Genomic DNA, 19,940 nt, shown 5'->3' with positions numbered 1-19,940 from the left:
TCAGCTGTATTACAGCTTGGCGATCCAGTCCTTGATAGTGCGCGCTTGCTCAGCGGCATTGCCTATATAAGTGGCTGGCGTCATGTCGCGCAAACGCTCTTTGTCGCTGTCGCTGACGGTGCTTAGCTCATCACTATCTACAAAAGTGAGCATCGCATCACGGGTCATGGCATTACCACGAGTTAAGGCTTTGAGCTTCTCATATGGGTTTTCAACGCGGTAGCGGCGCATGACCGTTTGGATAGGCTCGGCGAGTACTTCTTGCGCCATATCTAAGTCATCATTTAGGCGCTGTGGATTTACTTCAAGTTTGCCCACACCTTTTAGGCAGGCATCAAAAGCGATCATGCTTTGCGCCAGTCCCACACCGATATTACGTAGTACAGTCGAGTCTGACAGATCACGCTGCATACGTGAAATCGGTAGCTTTTCACCCAAATGCGCCAGCATGGCATTGGCTACGCCGAGGTTGCCTTCTGAGTTTTCAAAATCAATCGGGTTGACTTTGTGAGGCATGGTTGAAGAACCCACTTCACCTTCTTTGAGACGCTGCTTGAAATAGCCTAAGCTGATGTACTGCCAAATGTCACGGTTAAAGTCGATCAAAATGGTATTAAAACGTTTTACGGCATCAAACAGCTCTGCAATATAATCGTGCGGCTCAATCTGCGTGGTGTACGGGTTAAAGGTCAGCTCAAGGCGGTTGTTGATAAAGGCTTCAGCATGCGCTTGCCAATCAACTGCAGGATACGCAGACAGATGGGCATTGTAGTTACCCACGGCGCCATTGATTTTACCAAGCAGTTCAACTTGTTCGATTTGCTTGATTTGGCGAGCGAGGCGGTAAGCCACATTGGCCATCTCTTTACCCAAAGTGGTTGGGCTGGCGGTTTGGCCATGCGTGCGTGATAGCATTGGTTGGTCGGCGTGCGTGATGGCCAAGTCAACGATACTGTCTGTAACTTGCTGCATTTTGTCCAAAACCACGGTGCGGCTGTCTTTGAGCATCAACGCATATGATAGGTTGTTGATGTCTTCACTGGTGCAGGCAAAGTGAATGAATTCTAATGAATCGTTGAGCGCTGCTTGTCCACGGAATTTGTTTTTGATGAAGTATTCAACCGCTTTGACATCATGGTTGGTCGTGGCTTCGATATCTTTAATGGCTTGGGCATCGGCTTCGCTAAAATCATCAACGATGCTGTCTAAAAAGGCATTGGTGTCGCTGTCAAATGCTGCCAGTTCACCGATCGCATCATTATCAGCCAAGGCTTGTAACCAGCGGACTTCAACGGTCACGCGAGCTTTGATCAAACCAAATTCAGATAAGTATGGGCGCAAGCTGTCGGCTTTGCTGGCATAACGGCCATCGATTGGAGAGAGTGCGGTCAAAGCAGAAAAAGAGAGGGTCATAACTGTCCTTTACGTGAGTGAAATAAATAGGGTGAAAGAAAAAATTAGTGTTTATTTAAACGGAGGCTATGATATCAAATATGGCGGATACTATGATTGCCGCTAAGATCAATGAGCCAATAATATAAAGAATAAAGGCTGTCCATAATGTTTTGTGCTTTCGAGCTGAGTAATTGTCGCTGCCCTTTTTTGGTAAATTAAACAGCAACAATACAAGCAATAGAAGGATACAGACCCACACTAAGAGGATAATCGTTAGCATAGGCTTTTATTCCACACATTAAATCTCGCGCGGTGCATTGATTGCTGCAATCACACCGCCACCCAAACACACCTCATCAATATAAAATACCGCTGATTGACCAGGGGTTACTGCGCGCTGCGGCTCGTCAAAGACAACGCGGATTTCGCTGCCGTCTTCATTGGTTGCAAAGACGTGGCAAGCCTGATCTGGCTGGCGATAGCGCGTTTTTGCCATACAGCGCATGCCGTCACTACTAAAAATCGCAACAGGCGCGACTCTATCAACCCAGTCAAGCTTATAGGCGCGTAGCTCAGTGCTCATCATCATTGGGTGGTTATGGCCTTGGCCAACGATCAACTGATTGCTGTCCAAGTCTTTTGCCAATACAAACCAAGGTGCCTCTACACGGTCTTTGACGCCGCCAATACCGATACCGCCGCGCTGTCCCAGCGTATAATACATCAGGCCATCATGCTTACCGATAATGTGATGATCATCAGTGATGATGTCGCCTTGTTGTGCTGGCAGGTATTGCTGCAAAAAGTCTTTAAAACGGCGCTCACCAATAAAGCAAATACCCGTCGAATCTTTTTTCTTGGCCGTGGCCAAATCGTGCTCTTCTGCAATCTGACGGACAACAGGTTTTTCAAGCTCGCCAACAGGGAAGAGGGTTTTGGCGATTTTGTCGCCGCCTACCGCGTGCAAAAAGTAGCTTTGATCTTTATTATTATCAAGGCCGCGCAATAGCTGCGCCACTTCAGTGCCTTCACTATTTTGATAGTTGATACTGCGGCGCGTATAGTGACCTGTGGCGATATAATCTGCACCAAGGGTCAAGGCATAGTCCAAAAAGGCTTTAAACTTGATCTCTTTGTTGCACAAGATATCAGGATTTGGGGTACGGCCTGCTTGGTATTCGGCCAAAAAATGCTCGAACACACGATCCCAATATTCCATCGCAAAGTTTGCGGTATGCAGCTTGATGCCGATTTTGTCACAGACCGCTTGAGCATCGGCCAAATCATCCATGGCGGTGCAATACTCAGTCCCGTCATCTTCTTCCCAGTTCTTCATAAATAGCCCTTCGACGATAAAGCCGGCGCGCTGTAACAAAACGGCAGAAACAGATGAATCGACCCCACCTGACATACCCACGATCACGCGGGTGCTACTGGGGTTGTCGATATCGGCGAGAGTAAGGGCGCGCTGGGCGCTAAAATCATGAGAAACTTGCGTGGCTGATATGGCTGACATAAACTGGCTCAACAACTTATGATAAAATAAGCACCGTATTATAACAGTTTATTGAAAGCGTTGGCGAGCATTGGTAAGCATTGGCAAATGCTGCATGGCAGTGGTGATGACAAATGGTTCATATCATCTTATATAGCCGCTGCACGCTCGTTTTTCTGATCGCTGTCTATCGCAATTATTTTTTAGTCCTGTCTACTGACATTTGGAACGATTATGATAAAAATTGGTCAAGGTATTGATGTTCACGCGTTTCACAATAATGGCGCACAGCAGCAGTATGTGGTGCTGGCGGGGGTTCATATCGAGCACAGTCACAGCTTGCTTGCGCACTCAGATGGTGATGTGGTGTTACACGCGCTAGCTGATGCGCTCCTTGGCGCGTTAGCACTCGGTGATATTGGTCAGCATTTTCCCGATACGGATGCCAATAACGCAGGGCTGGATTCGCGAGTATTGCTGCGCTATGTGTATGGCAAAGTACAAGCTGCAGGCTATATGCTAGGCAACGCGGACATCACCGTAATGTGCGAGCGACCAAAGCTTGCGCCGTACAATCAGGCCATGCGTGACAATATCGCAAGCGATCTACAAACGGACATCAGCAATATCAGCGTGAAAGCGACCACCAGTGAAAAGTTGGGCTTTACGGGTCGCCAAGAAGGCATCATGGCCAATGCCGTGGTATTATTGGTACCCAATCCCGTATAATCACCGCCATATGCTTATCAGTAGGGCAATGTAAAAACGAGGCTTGTAATCAAGCATTCATTGCCCCATGTATCAGCAACGTATTTATCCATTTTTAATGATATTTTTGCTTATCAATCAACTCTGATACTTTTTCTTTATCAGGGTTATTCACTAGGAGTTTTTATGACCGATCAAGCCCCCGAAAACAACGTTGAACAATTGATCCGTGATCAAATCAAAGACAATAAAGTTATCTTATATATGAAAGGCACACCGCAGTTCCCGCAGTGCGGTTTTTCTGCCAAAGCTATTGAAGTGATGACTCAAATTGGCCGTCCATTTGCTTTTGTCAACATTTTAGAGAACCCAGAAATCCGCGCGACCTTACCAAAAGTGGGTAACTGGCCAACTTTTCCGCAGCTGTGGATTGATGGTGAGTTGATGGGTGGTTCTGACATCATTTTGCAAATGTATCAATCAGGTGAGCTTAAGCCATTAGTTGAAGCCAACAGCCCAGCTGCTTAATGCCAAATGACTGACCGATATGTGCTTGCTAACGGCCTACGATAGTAGACCGTTAGACATGCAGTGAAACCAAGCCCAAATCAGCCAAGCGTTGATTTGGGCTTTTTGCTGTCTTGTGATAGGCGGCTTGATATCACGCGGTTCAACAAAGTCTGACCGCACCCGCATTGTGTTTGTACGATTTGCCCCCATATTAGGCTTATAACCAACCCCTGTTGCGACGCGCTGCATCGTAACGCATGGTCAAAAAATAAGAGAGATTTATGAATCAACAAGATAATGCCCAAACGGCTACTGATGCTATCGACCAGCGCCGCGAGCGCCTAAAACAAGCGTCACTACCAATAATTGAGATGGCGAACAATGAATCACATAGCGCGCTAAAGTGTATTCATCAAGTCAATGTGATGGGCGGTGCCACAGGAGGCACTTATAAGGCAATAGAACAGCGCATTATGACCGATCAAGATGCCACAGGCGCGTATCATTTGGCGCTGATGGCGCAAAATACACCAGATTTGCCCATTGATGTACGTCAGTTGATAGAGCTGGTGGTGGATAAGGGTGAGAACCAGCAGCGTTTGGCGTTGCTCAAAAATCTACCTTTGCCACCAGTTGAGATGATTGAAGCAAGAATTATCGCTAGCAATGATGAGCAGGCCATCACGCAGATGCAGGCGTATTTGCAGGCCAATCCTGAAGGTTATGGCAGCCAGCACATGCTGAGCAGCGGTCAGTTTGATCAAGTGGTACCGCTTAGTCCAAATCAGTCTGTCGACGACGATTGAGCGTCAATAACAACCATTGACGTTAAAGATTTTTAAAGTCATCAAAAATTGCTATAATTATCGGTTATTCATCCAATTTCAACAGCTTAGCTGATTCCCTGAGCTGTTATCCGTTTTTTTTAATAAGATTGATACGCAGATTGAGCAGGTGGTGGTCATCATGAGTGATACCGCCGCTTGTCGTTCATGCCATACAATCGAGCGAGGCAGATATGCAATACCCAAAACATTATGACGTGATAGTGATCGGCGGCGGTCATGCCGGTACAGAGGCAGCGCTGGCAGCGGCACGCATGGGCGCGCAGACTCTGTTACTCACTCACAATATCGAAACCCTTGGACAGATGAGCTGTAACCCTGCGATTGGGGGGATTGGCAAGTCGCATTTGGTGCGTGAGATTGACGCATTGGGCGGTGCGATGGCACTGGCAACGGACAAGGCTGGGATTCAGTTTCGGGTGTTAAACAGTCGTAAAGGCGCGGCGGTTCGGGCGACTCGTGCACAGGCTGACCGTATTTTGTACAAAGCAGCGATTCGCCACACGCTAGAGAATCAGCCAAATCTGGATTTATTCCAGCAAGCTGCTGATGATATCTTGGTCGAAAATGGCCGTGCAGTAGCCGTGGTCAGCTCGACAGGGATCGTCTTTAAGACTGAAACCGTGGTACTGACCTCAGGCACGTTCTTGGGCGGCGTCATCCATATCGGTATGGAAAATTCTAATGGTGGTCGCGCGGGCGATCAGCCAGCGATCAAACTTGCCGACCGTTTGCGTGAGCTTAAGTTGCCTGTGGGTCGCCTCAAAACAGGGACACCTGCCCGTATCGATGCACGCAGCGTTGACTTTAATGTCATGGCGGTACAGCCCGGTGACACGCCGCTACCAGTGATGAGTTATATGGGTGATGTGTCGATGCACCCTGAGCAGGTCAACTGCTATATTACCCACACCAACGCCCGTACCCATGACATCATCCGTGAGAACCTTGACCGCTCACCGATGTTTTCTGGCAAAATCGAAGGCGTCGGGCCGCGTTATTGTCCCTCTATCGAAGATAAAATTCATCGTTTTGCCGACAAAGACAGTCATCAGATCTTTATTGAGCCTGAAGGTTTGACCACGCATGAGCTGTACCCCAATGGCATCTCAACCAGCTTGCCGTTTGATGTGCAGCTGGACTTTATCCATAGTATGAAAGGCTTAGAAAACGCACACATCACGCGCCCCGGTTATGCCATTGAATACGATTATTTTGATCCGCAAAGCCTCAAACCAACCCTTGAGACCAAGTCGATTGATCGTTTGTATTTTGCAGGGCAAATCAATGGTACGACAGGCTATGAAGAAGCGGGCGTACAAGGATTATTGGCGGGTACCAATGCGGCATTGGTGACCACCAACAACAGTGAGTTTGACACGTGGACGCCGCGCCGTGATCAAGCGTATTTGGGCGTATTGGTTGATGATCTCATTACCCATGGTACCAAAGAGCCGTACCGGATGTTTACCAGCCGTGCAGAATACCGTTTGCTGCTGCGTGAAGACAATGCTGATCAGCGTTTGACCGAAACGGGTCGCAAACTCGGTCTCGTTGATGATGCACGCTGGCAAGCGTATCAAGAAAAAATGGAAGGCATTGGCCGCGAGTCCGCGCGTCTAAAAGACTTGTGGGCGACGCCAACCAATGAGCTGGGCAAAAAAGTGGCCGCGCAAACGGGTGAGGTGTTGTCTAAAGAGGCGACCGCTTATGATTTGCTTAAACGTCCGCAAATTCATTTTGCTGACATTGCAGCCGTTACTGACTCTCAAGTGCCGCCTGCAGTTGGTGAGCAGATCGAGATTTCGGTCAAATATGCTGGTTATATCGATCGCCAGCAAGAAGACATTGATCAGATGAAGCGTTTGGAAAACACCGCACTGCCTGTTGATTTTGACTATAGCGTGGTGTCAGGATTGTCCAATGAGATCGTCCAAAAGCTGATGCAAGTGCGTCCAACCACGCTTGCGCAAGCAGGTCGTATTAGCGGCGTGACCCCTGCGGCCGTACAGCTCCTTGCCATGACCGTTAAAAAACAGAAAAAAGCCAAATCTGCGCTTGAATCCTAAGTGGATAAAAGACTTATTTGCGGTATTTGAGATTGACTTGGTTGAGCAAAATACGATTACGCACTGATTTTGCTCATTGATATGAGAAGCATACTCTAGTTTGTAGCCATCTGGTATGAGCAGTTACCAGATGGCTTTATTTTTGATTTTACAATCATAAGTTGTGAGATGACGGCCATTTCTGCTAGGGTGATGCTTATGTTCGCAAGATAATAAATGGCGAATAGGCAAAGTCCCACCTGATACTTTCTTATGGTTTATCTCCAATAAGCCGCATCCATACTATGATAGGGCGTTGCCATGATGATGTGCAGCGCCTCTACTTTTTTATTTGAGCGCGCCCATGACTGAAGCCATTATTTTTGCATTCACCATCGTGTTTCCCAACCTGTTTTTAATGGGTCTGGGTTTTTTTATGAAAAAACGCGGGGAGACGAGCCAAGAGTTTATCGATCTGGCGTCGAATTTTGTCTTTAATTACTGCCTGCCGTGTTTGCTGTTTTTTAGCGTGGTGGATAGTGAGGTCGATTATGCCAAACAAATCATCCTGATCACGGCAGGCGTGGTGGTGACGCTGCTGTTGTTCGCAGGCTCGGAGCTGTATGCCAAGCGCTTTATTAGCGCGCCTGCTGATCAGGGCGTGTTTGTCCAAGGTGTGTTTCGCAGCAACATGGCGATTATCGGACTGGCGACCGTGGCCAATGCGTATGGCCCTAGCGGACTAAGTATCGGCGCAGTATATATGGGCGTGGTGACGATTTTGTTCAATATTTTGGCGGTGATTACCTTAAGCCGTGTGTCCAAAAGCACTGAGGATACGTGGATCAGCCGCAGCACCATGGTCATCAAAAAAATCTTTACCAACCCGCTGATTCTCTCCCTATTGGCGGCATTTATTTACAAAGCACTGCCATTACCGCCGCTGAGTGGCGTGATTCATACTACAGGGGATTTGCTAGCGGCTGTGGCGCTACCATTGGCACTGATTTGTGCTGGCGCGAGTATCAATGTCAAATCCATGCTGCATTTATCAGGGCTGTCGATGCAGTCAAGTATTGGCCGTATCGTGGTCGCACCGCTGTTAGCGATTGCGGTCGGGTTGGCGTTTGGCCTAACAGGCGTGCATCTTGGCGTGCTGTTTTTGATGGTAGCGTCTCCTGCTGCGGCAGCCAGCTACGTGATGGCAAAAGCGATGGGCGGCAATGAAGTACTGGCAGCCAACATCTTGGCCTTTACCACGGTGGTGTCGATGTTTGGTATGGCAATCGGTGCGGCGATACTGCGAGCGATGGGCTTGATGTGAATAGGCTGACAAATTTTGATAAAAATGGTGGTTATAAAAATGATGATTAAGGTTGTGTTCTAAATCACGCCGCGTCATCATATGGTGAAACCATTATAAAAATGGTACAGCAAGATTAAACGTTATTTTTCGTAGCCTCTGGAGACGCAGTCGCAGCAAGCAAGAAAAATAACGTTTAATCGAGCGTGTGTGCTACGCGGTATCTATTTTATTTAGGTTCTACTATAGATACATCATCACGCAGCAGACAGAGATGACACGCACGGCTATATGGATAAAAAAACAATAAGGATAAGATATGCAGTGGTTAAATCAGCAGACCGTTAACACGCATTTGACGATGCCAGCCGCAATAGATGTCATTGAGCAGCTACTCAAGCGCCAAGCGGTGCATCCAGACTGGGTGAAATCGCCAGATCGCTTGGTGATACCGACTTTTAGCGCCGATGATCAGCACGCTTCTGGATCGCATTTGTCCATGCCTGCCACCTTGTATGATGGCGCGCGCGAATACGCGGTGGTCAAATTGGTAACCATCTGCCCTGACAACCCAAGTCGCAATTTGCCGACCACCACGGCCATCATTACCGTCTCTGATAATGATACGGGGGCGGTCTTAGCCATTATGGATGGCATCTGTATCACCCAAGTTCGCACTGCCGCCTTGTCTGGTATTGCCACCAAATATCTAGCCAAAAAAGACTGTCAAAGCGTTGCGGTAGTCGGCTGCGGCGGAATGGCATATGAGCAGTTAAACGCGGTGCTTACGGTACGTCCTGAAATCAATACAGTCTACCTATGGAACCGCAGCGCACAGGGCGCTGAACAGTTTAAGGCGCGATTTGCACAAGCGTATCCGCAGTGGGACATCACGATGACGGTCTGTCAGCAAATCGAGGAAGCCATTAGCGGCGCGGATATTATCAATGTGGCGACTCGCGCCCAGCAAGGTCTGTTTGGTAATGCGTCTATAAAACCTGACGTACATATCAATGCTGTCGGTGCTTATCAGCCATCGATGAAAGAGATCAGCAATGAAGTGATTGCCAATAGTCTAGTGGTGGTCGATGATGCGGCAGGCAGTCGCCATGAAGCAGGTGATTTGATTCAAGCGGATGCGGCGACGGATTGCGCTTGGACATGGGCGGATCTGGCAGGAGATTTGCAAGCGCTGGTTACAGGCAACCTGACCAAACCTGAGCCTACGGGCATGACCTTATTTAAATCTGTTGGCGCGGCGCGTTTTGATGCGGCGGTGGCGCTTGATGTGGCACAACTGGCATTAAACAATGATGTTGGTGTCAATGTCATATAATCGAGCATCGAGGCTATCATATATTTAAAATTTGCCAAGTCAAAAAAGCCCACGTTTCGATAAAACGTGGGCTTTTTAATGGGACTATAACGTGGTGGGGTTTTTATAACCCGCTATCTTCGTCACGTTGTGCTTTTTTGCGTTTGCCGCTTTTGTAGGTAAAGTAGCCACCGATAATCATCACGACGACAACCGCTAAAATATAAAAGAAAATGGTCGAACCAATAAACGGGGAAGCTTCCATGATTATTATCCTATCGTTGTTTTTTTATTATTATGCAAGCCGCCTATACTATTGTAAAGTAAACAAATTTAACTGAGGCACCAGTGCCAGTGAGCGCAGACGGGCAGTTTGGTCGTAGACATTGGCGGTGACGATGAGCTCATCTGGCTCAAATCTGGCGATAAAATCGGCCAGCTTTGGCTGTACTGTATCGACCGAACCGATAAAGGAAATGGCTAGCGCATTATCCACCATTTTCTTTTCAGCTTCGCTCCAAACACTGTTCATATTTGCCACAGGTTTTGGCATCTGGCCGCGCTCATTGCGTCGCAAGCGCACAAAACTTTGCTGCGCTGAGGTGAAGTGGTGGTGCGCGGTGTCGTCATCGTCTGCCAATAGCAAGTTGGCAGCAAGCATCACATAAGGCTTGTCCAGATAAGCGGAAGGTTTGAACTGCTCGCGGTAAGTCTCAATTGCTTGGCTGAGCATTTGCGGTGCAAAATGCGAGGCAAAGGCGTACGGTAGACCCAAATGCGCGGCAAGCGTCGCGCCAAATAATGATGAGCCCAATATCCAAATCGGCACATTCGACTGAGCACCGGGGAAGGACTGCACAGCGCTGTCTGCGGTGTCATTACCTAAAAAATACAGCAGCTCTTGCACATCTTGCGGAAAGCGTTCGGCATCTTGCATCTGGCGACGTAGCGCCTGAAACGTGGCACCATCAGTACCCGGCGCGCGGCCAAGGCCTAGGTCAATGCGGTCGCCATAAAGCGCTTGGAGCGTACCAAACTGCTCAGCGACCACCAAGGGTGCATGATTCGGTAGCATGATGCCGCCTGAGCCGATACGAATACGATTGGTCTGGCTGCCAATATGAGACAGCAACACGGAAGTAGCGGCGCTGGCAATGCCCGGCATATTGTGATGTTCCGCCATCCAGTAGCGGTTTAAACCAACTTTTTCGGCTTGCTGTGCGATTTCGACCGTTTGGGCGATACCATCAGCGGTGGTTTTGCCTTCAGGTACAGGCGCGAGGTCTAAAAAAGAAAGGGGAATGCGGTTAGTCATAAATTATCCAGTAAAGTGATTCGTTATTTACTGTTTATATGCTTCTAGCGTCCGCTGGTTTCAAGGTATGGTAAATGCCATTAATAAATGATAACAAAGGGTACAAAGATTGTGTTTAAAACGGCTTAACAGTCAGTTGGTCAGGGATATTTTAATATAAGCTAGGCCCCACGAACCAATGGCAGATACGTCTCCAAGCTTATTTGCGGGTAATTGTTGCCATAAAAAAAGCAGGCAACCGAAGTTACCTGCCTATTCATAATGGCTTATATCAAGTGGTGTTTACTGGGCTTGGTCTTTTAGCTTGTAAGCCAATACGTAGTCACCAATGGTGGTGCCAACCGAACCGTGACCACCTGCAACCAAGACGACCATCTGCTCACCTTTAGAGTTGAGATACGTCATTGGTGTGGCTTGACCACCTGCTGGAATACGCACATTCCACAGTACATCACCATTTTCTAAATCATAAGCGCGGAAGTTGTTTTCCGTCGCCGCTGACAAGAAGGCAACGTCGCCTTTGGTGATGATTGGACCACCAATACCCGGTACACCCAGCTCAAACTTCACTGGAATCGGTGACAGGTCTTGAACTGTACCGTTTTTACGCTGGTAGGCAATCTCACCTGTGGCCAGATCTGCACCAGCAACAGTACCCCAAGGTGGCTGCTGGCAAGGTACGCCAAGCGGTGATAAGAATGGGCCAAGCTCGACGGCATAGTCTGCGCCTTCGTTGGCATTCACACCTTGCTCACCTTTGTTGGTCTCAGCATCGCCCAAGGATTCTTTTGGAATGAGTTTTGAGGTAAAGGCAAGGTAGGTTGGCATACCAAACATCACGCCATGCTCAGGATCAACCGCGAGGCTGCCCCAGTTAAAGGTACCAAAATTACCCGGATAGATGATACTGCCGTTGGTTGATGGCGGCGTGTAGCGCCCGTCATAGTTGAGCTGGTTGAACTCAATACGGCACATCATCTGATCGATAAGGCTGGCGCCCCACATGTCTTTTTCAGTCAACATATCAGGCTCAAAGCTCAAGCCAGAATACGGCTGAGTGGGCGCGGCATGTTCACCAGCGATGAGGTAGCCTTGCGGTGCTTCACGCTCTTTGATGGGTACAATTGGCTCGCCAGTCGCACGGTTTAGGACATACACGTCACCTTGTTTGGTCGGGACAACCAGCGCAGGCTGTTTGCCATCGGCGGTGTCTAGATCAAGCAGTGACGGCTGCGCAGGCGTGTCCATGTCCCAAAGGTCATGATGCACAAACTGCTGTACCCAGCGTGCTTCCCCTGTTTTTAGATCCAAAGCCACCACAGAAGTGGCATATTTTTCTTCAGCAGCGTTACGATAGTTGCCAAGCTGATCGGGCGTACGGTTACCCATGGGGAAGTAGGCCAAACCAAGTTCTTCGTCGGCAGTAGCAATCGACCATGAGTTTGGTGAGCTGGTTTTGTACGTTTGGGTTGGATCATTGACGTCAAAAGGCGCAGTATTATAAGGATCACCTGAATCCCAGTTCCACATCAGCTCGCCTGTGTTGACATCATAAGCACGGATCACGCCAGAAGGTGAGTTGATGTCATAGTTATCGTTAACCGCACCTGCAACAATAATCACGCCGCCTGCCACAACTGGTGGCGACGTCGAGTAGTAATATCCCGCTTGCTGGAATGGCATATTGTGCATGAGGTCCAATGCGCCATCGTCACCAAAGCCTTCACAGCGTTGACCTGTTTTGGGGTCAATGGCGTATAGCTTGGCATCAGAGGTTGGGATAAAGATTTTGGCATCACATTGCTTGGCGGCATTCTCGAAGGTATTGCCTGCAATTTTTTGTACCATGGTATTGCTGGCGGTCGCTTGTGTGCTTGCCGCAGTCACAGCGGTTGTGTCGGCGCTGCTGGCATTGTTGTCTGCGTCATTGACGGCTGCTTGATCGGCAGTATCGACAACATTAGGCGTCGCGCCATTGGTGCCTGCTTGACCAGCATAGTAAGACACGCCGCGACACGTTTGATGCTGGCGCTGCAAGTTTTCGGCAACTTTGGGATCAAATTTCCATAAGGTCTCGCCAGTGTCCGCGTCCAATGCCAGCACCCAGTTATGCGGGGTACACATATATAGAGCATTGCCAATTTTTAACGGCGTGGCTTGATAGGTGGTTTCACCAACGTCATTGGGCCCTTTCATGTCGCCCGTTTCGATTTGCCAAGCAAGCTCAAGGTCTTTGACGTTGTCGGTGTTGATTTGGGTCAGTGGCGAGTAACGCTGGCCATAATCGGTACGGCCATAAGCACTCCATTCGCCATCAGGCGTTTGCGTGCCGTTAGATAACGGATCGCCAAGATTGGCGCCATCAGCATCGCTGTTGTCTGAACCTGATAAATCTAAAGTACCCAGTTTGTCCGTGGCATTGTTTGCCATACTGCCAAACGAGAGCAGCGCACCGACAGCAACGCTGGCAAGTAGACCCCAATAATACATGGGGGTTTTCTTGGTAGTGGTCGCTGCGGTTTGTGGGTTGCTGCTGTTGCCGTGCATCTTTTTAGATACCCACGGCAAGAGCATCAACAGGCCAAAAATAAGCGGGAAGCCAACGCGTGTCGCCAAAGCCCACCAATAAAAGCCAGATTCCCATAGTGACCAAGCAATGGTCACAAGGACAAAGACGGCATAGAGGCCATAAGCGCCCCAGTGCTTTTTAAACAATAAAAATGCAGTCGCCAGCATCGCGATGCCGGCGATAAGATAGTAAGGACTACCACCTAATGAGAGCAAATAAGCGCCACCGACAATAAGCGGCAACGCAAAGAGAGCCATAAGTACGGCTACAAACTTTTCCATGAGCGGTATCACCTTTTTGGCATGCACAAAACAAAAACAGGCCAACCAATAAGCCCATAGGGGGCTTATCGGGTCAGCTGTGCATACATAAACAATAAACAGAGCAAGGTTTTAATAAGACCTTGTATCTCATTTTATCACTTATGAACAAGTTGGGTAAAGGTGACTTGTGTCCGCAGCCTGACTGGTGCGACCGTTTATGGTCATAACCTGTTGATATGGCTTGTCATTAAGAGGTAAATTGCTCTCGGCACAAATCCATAAAGGCGCGGCCATATTGGCGAATCTCGGCGTCATCACGTACTGCCATCCAACTGGTAAAGCGGCCAAAATGATCGACAGGAATGGCGGTTAGGTTTTGATAATGGCTCGGTTCAAAAGCCATCTCAGCAATGATACCAATACCCAAGCCCAAGCCTACATAAGTGCTGATCACATCCGCATCCAGCGCGGCCAGCACGATATCAGGCTCTAGCCCTGCGGCGTTAAACGCTTTGTCAATCGCACCGCGTCCCGTAAAGCCGCCATGATAGGTGACGATGGGGTAACTGGCGAGAGTCGGCAAATCAATGTTTTCTTGTCCTGCCAGCTCATGATCGCTTGGTACGATGACGCGGTGGGTCCAGTCGTAATAACGGTAGCAGCGCAGATAGTTGTTTTGCAGGAGCGATTCGGTTGCGATACCGATATCGGCCTGCCCGCGAATCACCATTTGGGCGATGGTTTCAGGGTCTGCCTGCTGCAAAATCAGGTTGACCTTAGGAAAACGTGCTTTGAACTCTTTGACCACCTGCGGCAGCACATAACGCGCTTGCGTGTGCGTGGTAGCGATGGTCAAGGTACCTGTGTTGGGATTGTTAAAATCAAGGCTGAGGTTTTCAATCGTACGAATTTCGGCAAAGATAGATTCAATATGCGGCATCAGTGCCGTACCCATTGTGGTCAAACCTGTCAGGCGTTTGCCTTGGCGGACAAAGACTTCTGTTTTTAATTGGTTTTCAAGGGCGGCGATATGTTTAGATAAACTTGATTGGCTGGTATGGAGTACGGTTGCTGCTTGACTCAAGTTATAGCCGTTGACCACGGTGTGCCAAACGGTCTCTAATTGTTTGAGCTGAATTTGTAGATGTCGTTGGTTCACCACCACATCAATTGCCATAATGTCATCCTATTATATGAAGGTGTGTTTTGTCGCTTACAAAAGATAAGCGGCAATACGCTGCAAGGGTACAGTGTAAAACAGTGATATTATTCTGCTATATAATAAATAGTCATCAATTTATATTATTTATGAATATAGCAATGAAAACAAGTCATCTGTGGTTTTCGGTGATGGGTCAGCGTAGCATGCCCGAGTTATCAAGTATCGTGATGATAAATGATATAGAGATATATAATCGAGTACGACAAAAAAAGCCAGCATCCGATGATACTGGCTTTTTTAAGGACAATTACCGCGTGAGGTTTACGCGTGCAGTCAGGGTGACTATGAATGCGCCATATCGAAGCGATCGGCGTTCATGACTTTAGTCCACGCCGCCACAAAGTCTTGGACAAACTTCTCGGCATTGTCATCTTGAGCATACAATTCGGCATAAGCGCGCAAGATAGAGTTAGAACCAAAGACCAAGTCGACACGCGTCGCTTGCCATCTGACCTCACCTGTACGGCGGTCACGGATATCAAAAAGCTGAGCGTCTTTTTTATCCTCCACATCTTTATCCGTATCGGTGCTGACGGGATGCCATGTGTTGTCCATGTCAGTTAGGTTGACAAAGAAGTCATTGCTAAGCGCACCGGCACGCTCTGTCAGCACGCCATAAGCGGTATGGTCGTGGTTGGTATCAAGGACACGCATACCACCGAGCAGTACCACCATTTCAGGGGCGCTTAGTCCCATCAACTGAGTGCGATCAAGCAGCATTTCTTCAGGAGAGACGGCATAGTCTGCTTTTACCCAGTTGCGGTAGCCATCATGTAGAGGCTCAAGGTCGGCAAAGGCATCCGCATCGGTCATCTCGGCACTGGCGTCGCCGCGCCCGCTGGTAAAGGGCACACTGATGGTCACGCCTGCATCGGCGGCCGCTTGCTCAATGGCGGTATTGCCTGCGAGTACGATCAGATCTGCCAAGCTGACAGTTTTATCAAAATCAGCTTGGATACGGGTCAAGCCAGATAGCACACGCTGTAGCTGCTCAGGCTCATTGCCTGCCCAGTCCTTTTGCGGCGCAAGGCGAATGCGAGCACCGTTGGCCCCGCCGCGATAGTCAGAGGCGCGGAACGTGCGGGCGCTGTCCCATGCGGTAATGACCAGCTCGCGCGCGCTCAAATCACTCGCCTTGATTTGTGCTTTTAGGGCATCAATGTCTGCATCGGTCAATAGACTGTCGTTTGCTGGAATAGGGTCTTGCCAGATAAAATCTTCACTTGGTACGTCCGCACCGACATAGCGAGTTTTTGGCCCCAAGTCACGATGCGTCAGTTTAAACCATGCCTTGGCAAACACGTCATCAAAGTAATCAGGATCATTGTGGAACTTCTCAGCGATTTTGCGATACTCAGGGTCTTTGATCATCGCCATATCTGCATCTGTCATGATGGGGTTGCGGCGTACGCTGGCATCGTGTGCATCTAGGGGGCGATCTTCTTCTTTAATATTGGTGGGCTCCCACTGCCATGCGCCTGCTGGACTTTTGGTCAATGCCCAGTCGTGACCGAGTAGCAGTTTAAAGTAATCATGATCCCACTGCGTTGGGTTGGTGGTCCATGCGCCTTCGATACCACTTGAGACGGTATCACCGCCATGACCTGTACCCTTCGGATTGCGCCAGCCAAGGCCTTGTTCGGCAACAGAGGCGGCTTCTGGCTCATCCTCGAGTAAGGTCGCATCGCCATTACCGTGGCATTTGCCCACAGTATGACCACCTGCGGTAAGGGCCACAGTTTCTTCATCATTCATAGACATGCGGCCAAAAGTAGTGCGAATATCTTGCGCCGTTTTGAGCGGGTCAGGGTTGCCATCAACGCCTTCTGGGTTGACGTAGATCAAGCCCATCTGTACCGACGCCAGCGGGTTTTCAAGCGATTCACGCTCGTTGTCATCCTCGTAGCGGTTTTCGGTGGCGGCCAGCCATTCACGCTCAGCACCCCAATAGATGTCTTTTTCTGGGTGCCAGATATCCGCGCGACCGCCTGCAAAGCCCAAGGTTTTAAAGCCCATTGATTCATAAGCCATGTTGCCTGCCAAAATCATCAAATCGGCCCAAGACAATTTGTTGCCATATTTCTTTTTGATCGGCCACAGTAGACGACGTGCTTTATCCAAGTTAACGTTATCAGGCCAGCTGTTGAGCGGGGCAAAGCGCTGGTTGCCAGTATTGGAACCACCGCGGCCATCGGCGCGGCGATAGGTACCTGCTGAGTGCCACGCCATACGAATCATCAGACCGCCATAATGCCCCCAGTCGGCAGGCCACCATGATTGTGATTCGGTCATCAAGTTTTTTAAATCCATTTTGACTGCTTCCAAATCAAGCTGTGCAAAGGCAGTAGCATAGTCAAAGTCGGCACCCATGGGGTCGGTCTTGTGGTCGTGCTGATGCAAGATATCGAGGTTTAAGCTGTTTGGCCACCAGTCAGTTGCCGCCGCTGCGTTGGTGGTGTGTGCCTGATGCATCACAGGACAGCCACCCATACTGGGTCGCTGAGGTACGGGTGAGTCCTCAACGTTTTGGTTGTGAATATCAGGCCCAAGCCCGTCACCTTTATCGTAAGTGGTGTTGCTGTTTTTGGTGGTATCGTGATCGACGGGACAGCCGCTATTGGTATTGGCTGGGTTATTTGGGATGGTATCGGACATCATGTCTCTCCTAGTCGGTTATTGGTAGCTATGGTGATAGCATATATTGTTTTTGTTTATTTAAATAACTTGTTTATAAAAACGATATGTTTTAAATAACTTATCATAAAGCATATATTTGTTTATAAAATATAGCACTTTACGACAGGGTTACGTTTCGCTTTTTTAGCAAATAATTAGGGATATGGTCTTTGTTCATAGCGGCTTAGCCAAGAGAGACGCGGCGCAATAGGCTTTGGTCATAGATGGGTGGCTCAAACATAAAAATTATTTTTAGGCCGTTCATAGTGTCGTAAGTTTTGGCTACTTGTCTTTACAGTTCATTATGTTTTGGGTAGTACGTTTTGGGAATAGAGTAGCGCAGGACAAAAATATTGCGGGAATAACTGGTCAATAGAGGGGTTCTCAAGTACCATAATTCAATTTTGCAGCACATTTGGTGTTGATTGTGCGGTGCTTAGCGGCTTGGCTGGCGTGCGACTAGACTTTATTAAGCTAAACGTTCGCTGACCAAAAAGCAGGGTGCTGCTGCCTGTTTTGTACGAAAAATTAGCGAGTTGTTATGTCTGCTGTCAAATCTGTACCGCCCAAGCAACCTGTTGCCAAAAAGTCATGGGGTGAGGCCGCAAAAGCCTATCTCGATCGTCGTGCGCTCATTATGCTATTTTTGGGTTTTGCGGCTGGTATTCCTATTTTGCTTATTTTCTCCAGTTTGTCGTTATGGCTGCGTGAAGCGGGGTTTGAGCGCAGTGTGGTGACGACCTTCAGCTGGGCGGCACTTGGCTATTCTTTTAAGTTTATTTGGGCACCCTTAGTCGATGCGGTGCCACTACCGATATTGACGCGATTGCTGGGTCGCCGTCGTAGTTGGATTTTGATCGCGCAGCTGTTGATCATTTTAGCAATTTATATGATGGCCAGTGTCAATCCGACCGACGAGGTCAGCTTACAATACATGGCGATGGCGGCAGTACTACTGGGGTTTTCATCCGCGACACAAGATATTGTGGTCGATGCTTATCGTATTGAGCTTGCCCCTGCGAGCTTTCAATCAGTGCTGTCGGCGATGTATACGGCAGGCTACCGCTTGGGGATGATCTTTGCGGGTGCAGGTGCGCTATATTTGGCAGATTATTTTGGTTCTACTGAAGCGCTATATAGTTACGAAGCATGGCGCAACACCTATTGGATCATGGCTGCCGTGATGGGCATCGGCGTACTGACGACGCTAGTGATTCGTGAGCCTGTTAGTAACCAGATACGTCTGGATCGCCCCGCCTCAGATTATGCTCGCTTGGTGCTGGTATTTGTGCTCGCGGTAGTGGCGTTTGTGATGGCTTTTATATATGTGGGTGCATTGTTGCCAGAGACCGACAGCATCTTGCTTGCCTTTTTGATCGAAGTCGTTCATCTGCTCGTCAGCTTATTGTTGGCGTGTATGGTGGGTTATTCATCCGTACAAGTGGGCGTGGTCAAACGAGAAATGGCCTATACCACGTGGGTTGAGCCTGTGGTGGATTTTTTTAAGCGTTATGGCAAAAAGGCGCTACTACTACTTGCTTTGATTGGTCTATACCGTATTTCTGATATCGTGGCAGGCGTCATGTCAAATGTCTTTTATCAGGACATGGGTTTTAGTAAGACAGATATTGCTAACGCCGTGAAGCTGTTCGGCGTCATTATGGTTATCGCGGGTGGCTTCTTAGGCGGTATTTTGGCGCAAAAGATGCGTATGATGCAGGCAATGATGGTCGGTGCCATACTGGCCTGTGTGACGAATTTATTATTTGTGCTACTCACTTATCATCCGGGTAGCTTGCCGCATATGTATATGGCCGTGATTTTTGATAATCTGGCAGCAGGTCTGGCCAGTGCGGTATTTATCGCGTTCTTATCTGCCTTGACCTCGATTCGGTTTACCGCGGTACAGTATGCTATTTTTTCATCACTGATGACGCTATTGCCCAAAGTCATGGGCGGCTACTCTGGTACAGTCGTTGACAATATGGGCTATCCGTTTTTCTTTATCTTTACCTTTGCGATCGGTATACCGATCTTGATCTTAATCTATCTGGTCGATAAACATATTGTCATCGGTGATAATGATGATATTTATGGCGATGATAAGTTGGCCAAGGCCAATCCCAATTTGACCGATACCAATGAGCCGCCGCGCGCTTCAGATTGATATCACTTTAGGTAAACGCCCTAGCATTATGATCAAAACATAACCTTAGGCGCTGGCAACCCCAGCGCTTAATTGATGATCTTATAAACAACTTCTTACTATGGTAATA

The 19,940-nt window shown here is 48.6% G+C and carries 14 protein-coding genes; 7 read left to right on the top strand and 7 right to left on the bottom strand.

Annotation, left to right across the window (positions count from 1 at the left end):
* Positions 1-9: 9 nt before the first annotated feature.
* Entirely contained in the window at positions 10-1,413 is a 1,404-nt protein-coding gene (purB, locus tag ACFI32_RS03875; protein ID WP_462625188.1) for an adenylosuccinate lyase, read from the bottom strand.
* Positions 1,414-1,693: 280 nt separating this feature from the next.
* Positions 1,694-2,911, bottom strand: a complete 1,218-nt coding sequence (mnmA, locus tag ACFI32_RS03870; RefSeq protein WP_462625187.1) for a tRNA 2-thiouridine(34) synthase MnmA — start codon at positions 2,909-2,911, stop codon at positions 1,694-1,696.
* Positions 2,912-3,124: 213 nt separating this feature from the next.
* Between mnmA and ispF the strand changes: the two genes are divergently transcribed.
* The 6 genes from ispF to ACFI32_RS03840 all read left to right on the top strand — a co-directional run bounded on the left by ispF (position 3,125) and on the right by ACFI32_RS03840 (position 9,640).
* Positions 3,125-3,619, top strand: coding sequence for a 2-C-methyl-D-erythritol 2,4-cyclodiphosphate synthase (gene ispF / locus ACFI32_RS03865; RefSeq protein ID WP_462625186.1), 495 nt, complete (start codon positions 3,125-3,127; stop codon positions 3,617-3,619).
* 165 nt (positions 3,620-3,784) lie between these two features.
* The gene (gene grxD / locus ACFI32_RS03860; protein WP_462625185.1) at positions 3,785-4,126 is read left to right on the top strand and encodes a Grx4 family monothiol glutaredoxin; all 342 of its coding nucleotides are present in this window, start codon (positions 3,785-3,787) and stop codon (positions 4,124-4,126) included.
* Positions 4,127-4,389: 263 nt separating this feature from the next.
* Positions 4,390-4,914: a hypothetical protein gene (locus ACFI32_RS03855; protein WP_462625184.1), complete on the top strand. Its 525-nt coding sequence runs from the start codon at positions 4,390-4,392 to the stop codon at positions 4,912-4,914.
* Positions 4,915-5,126: 212 nt separating this feature from the next.
* Positions 5,127-7,022 carry a tRNA uridine-5-carboxymethylaminomethyl(34) synthesis enzyme MnmG gene (gene mnmG, locus ACFI32_RS03850; protein WP_462625183.1) on the top strand — a complete coding sequence of 632 codons (1,896 nt, stop codon included), beginning with the start codon at positions 5,127-5,129 and terminating at the stop codon, positions 7,020-7,022.
* Between the two features lie 343 nt (positions 7,023-7,365).
* Positions 7,366-8,325: an AEC family transporter gene (locus ACFI32_RS03845; protein WP_462625182.1), complete on the top strand. Its 960-nt coding sequence runs from the start codon at positions 7,366-7,368 to the stop codon at positions 8,323-8,325.
* 298 nt (positions 8,326-8,623) lie between these two features.
* Positions 8,624-9,640: an ornithine cyclodeaminase family protein gene (locus ACFI32_RS03840; RefSeq protein WP_462625181.1), complete on the top strand. Its 1,017-nt coding sequence runs from the start codon at positions 8,624-8,626 to the stop codon at positions 9,638-9,640.
* 103 nt (positions 9,641-9,743) lie between these two features.
* Here the strand turns inward: ACFI32_RS03840 and ACFI32_RS03835 are convergent, their stop codons facing one another.
* From ACFI32_RS03835 to katG, 5 genes are all read right to left on the bottom strand, one after another.
* The gene (locus ACFI32_RS03835) at positions 9,744-9,884 is read right to left on the bottom strand and encodes a hypothetical protein (protein WP_462625180.1); all 141 of its coding nucleotides are present in this window, start codon (positions 9,882-9,884) and stop codon (positions 9,744-9,746) included.
* A gap of 48 nt (positions 9,885-9,932) precedes the next feature.
* The gene (locus tag ACFI32_RS03830; RefSeq protein ID WP_462625179.1) at positions 9,933-10,934 is read right to left on the bottom strand and encodes an LLM class flavin-dependent oxidoreductase; all 1,002 of its coding nucleotides are present in this window, start codon (positions 10,932-10,934) and stop codon (positions 9,933-9,935) included.
* Positions 10,935-11,216: 282 nt separating this feature from the next.
* A complete protein-coding gene (locus ACFI32_RS03825; protein ID WP_462625178.1) occupies positions 11,217-13,784 on the bottom strand; it encodes a membrane-bound PQQ-dependent dehydrogenase, glucose/quinate/shikimate family in 2,568 nt (855 codons plus the stop codon).
* A 229-nt stretch (positions 13,785-14,013) separates the two neighbouring features.
* Positions 14,014-14,943, bottom strand: coding sequence for a LysR substrate-binding domain-containing protein (locus tag ACFI32_RS03820; RefSeq protein WP_462625177.1), 930 nt, complete (start codon positions 14,941-14,943; stop codon positions 14,014-14,016).
* 327 nt (positions 14,944-15,270) lie between these two features.
* The gene (katG, locus tag ACFI32_RS03815) at positions 15,271-17,478 is read right to left on the bottom strand and encodes a catalase/peroxidase HPI (protein ID WP_462625309.1); all 2,208 of its coding nucleotides are present in this window, start codon (positions 17,476-17,478) and stop codon (positions 15,271-15,273) included.
* 727 nt (positions 17,479-18,205) lie between these two features.
* On the opposite strand from katG, the gene ACFI32_RS03810 reads away from it, so the two are divergent.
* Positions 18,206-19,831 carry an AmpG family muropeptide MFS transporter gene (locus ACFI32_RS03810; protein ID WP_462625176.1) on the top strand — a complete coding sequence of 542 codons (1,626 nt, stop codon included), beginning with the start codon at positions 18,206-18,208 and terminating at the stop codon, positions 19,829-19,831.
* The last annotated feature ends 109 nt before the right edge of the window (positions 19,832-19,940 follow it).

The sequence above is a fragment of the Psychrobacter sp. PSi21 genome (assembly GCF_054960615.1).
This window is presented reverse-complemented; position numbering and strand designations above follow the sequence as displayed.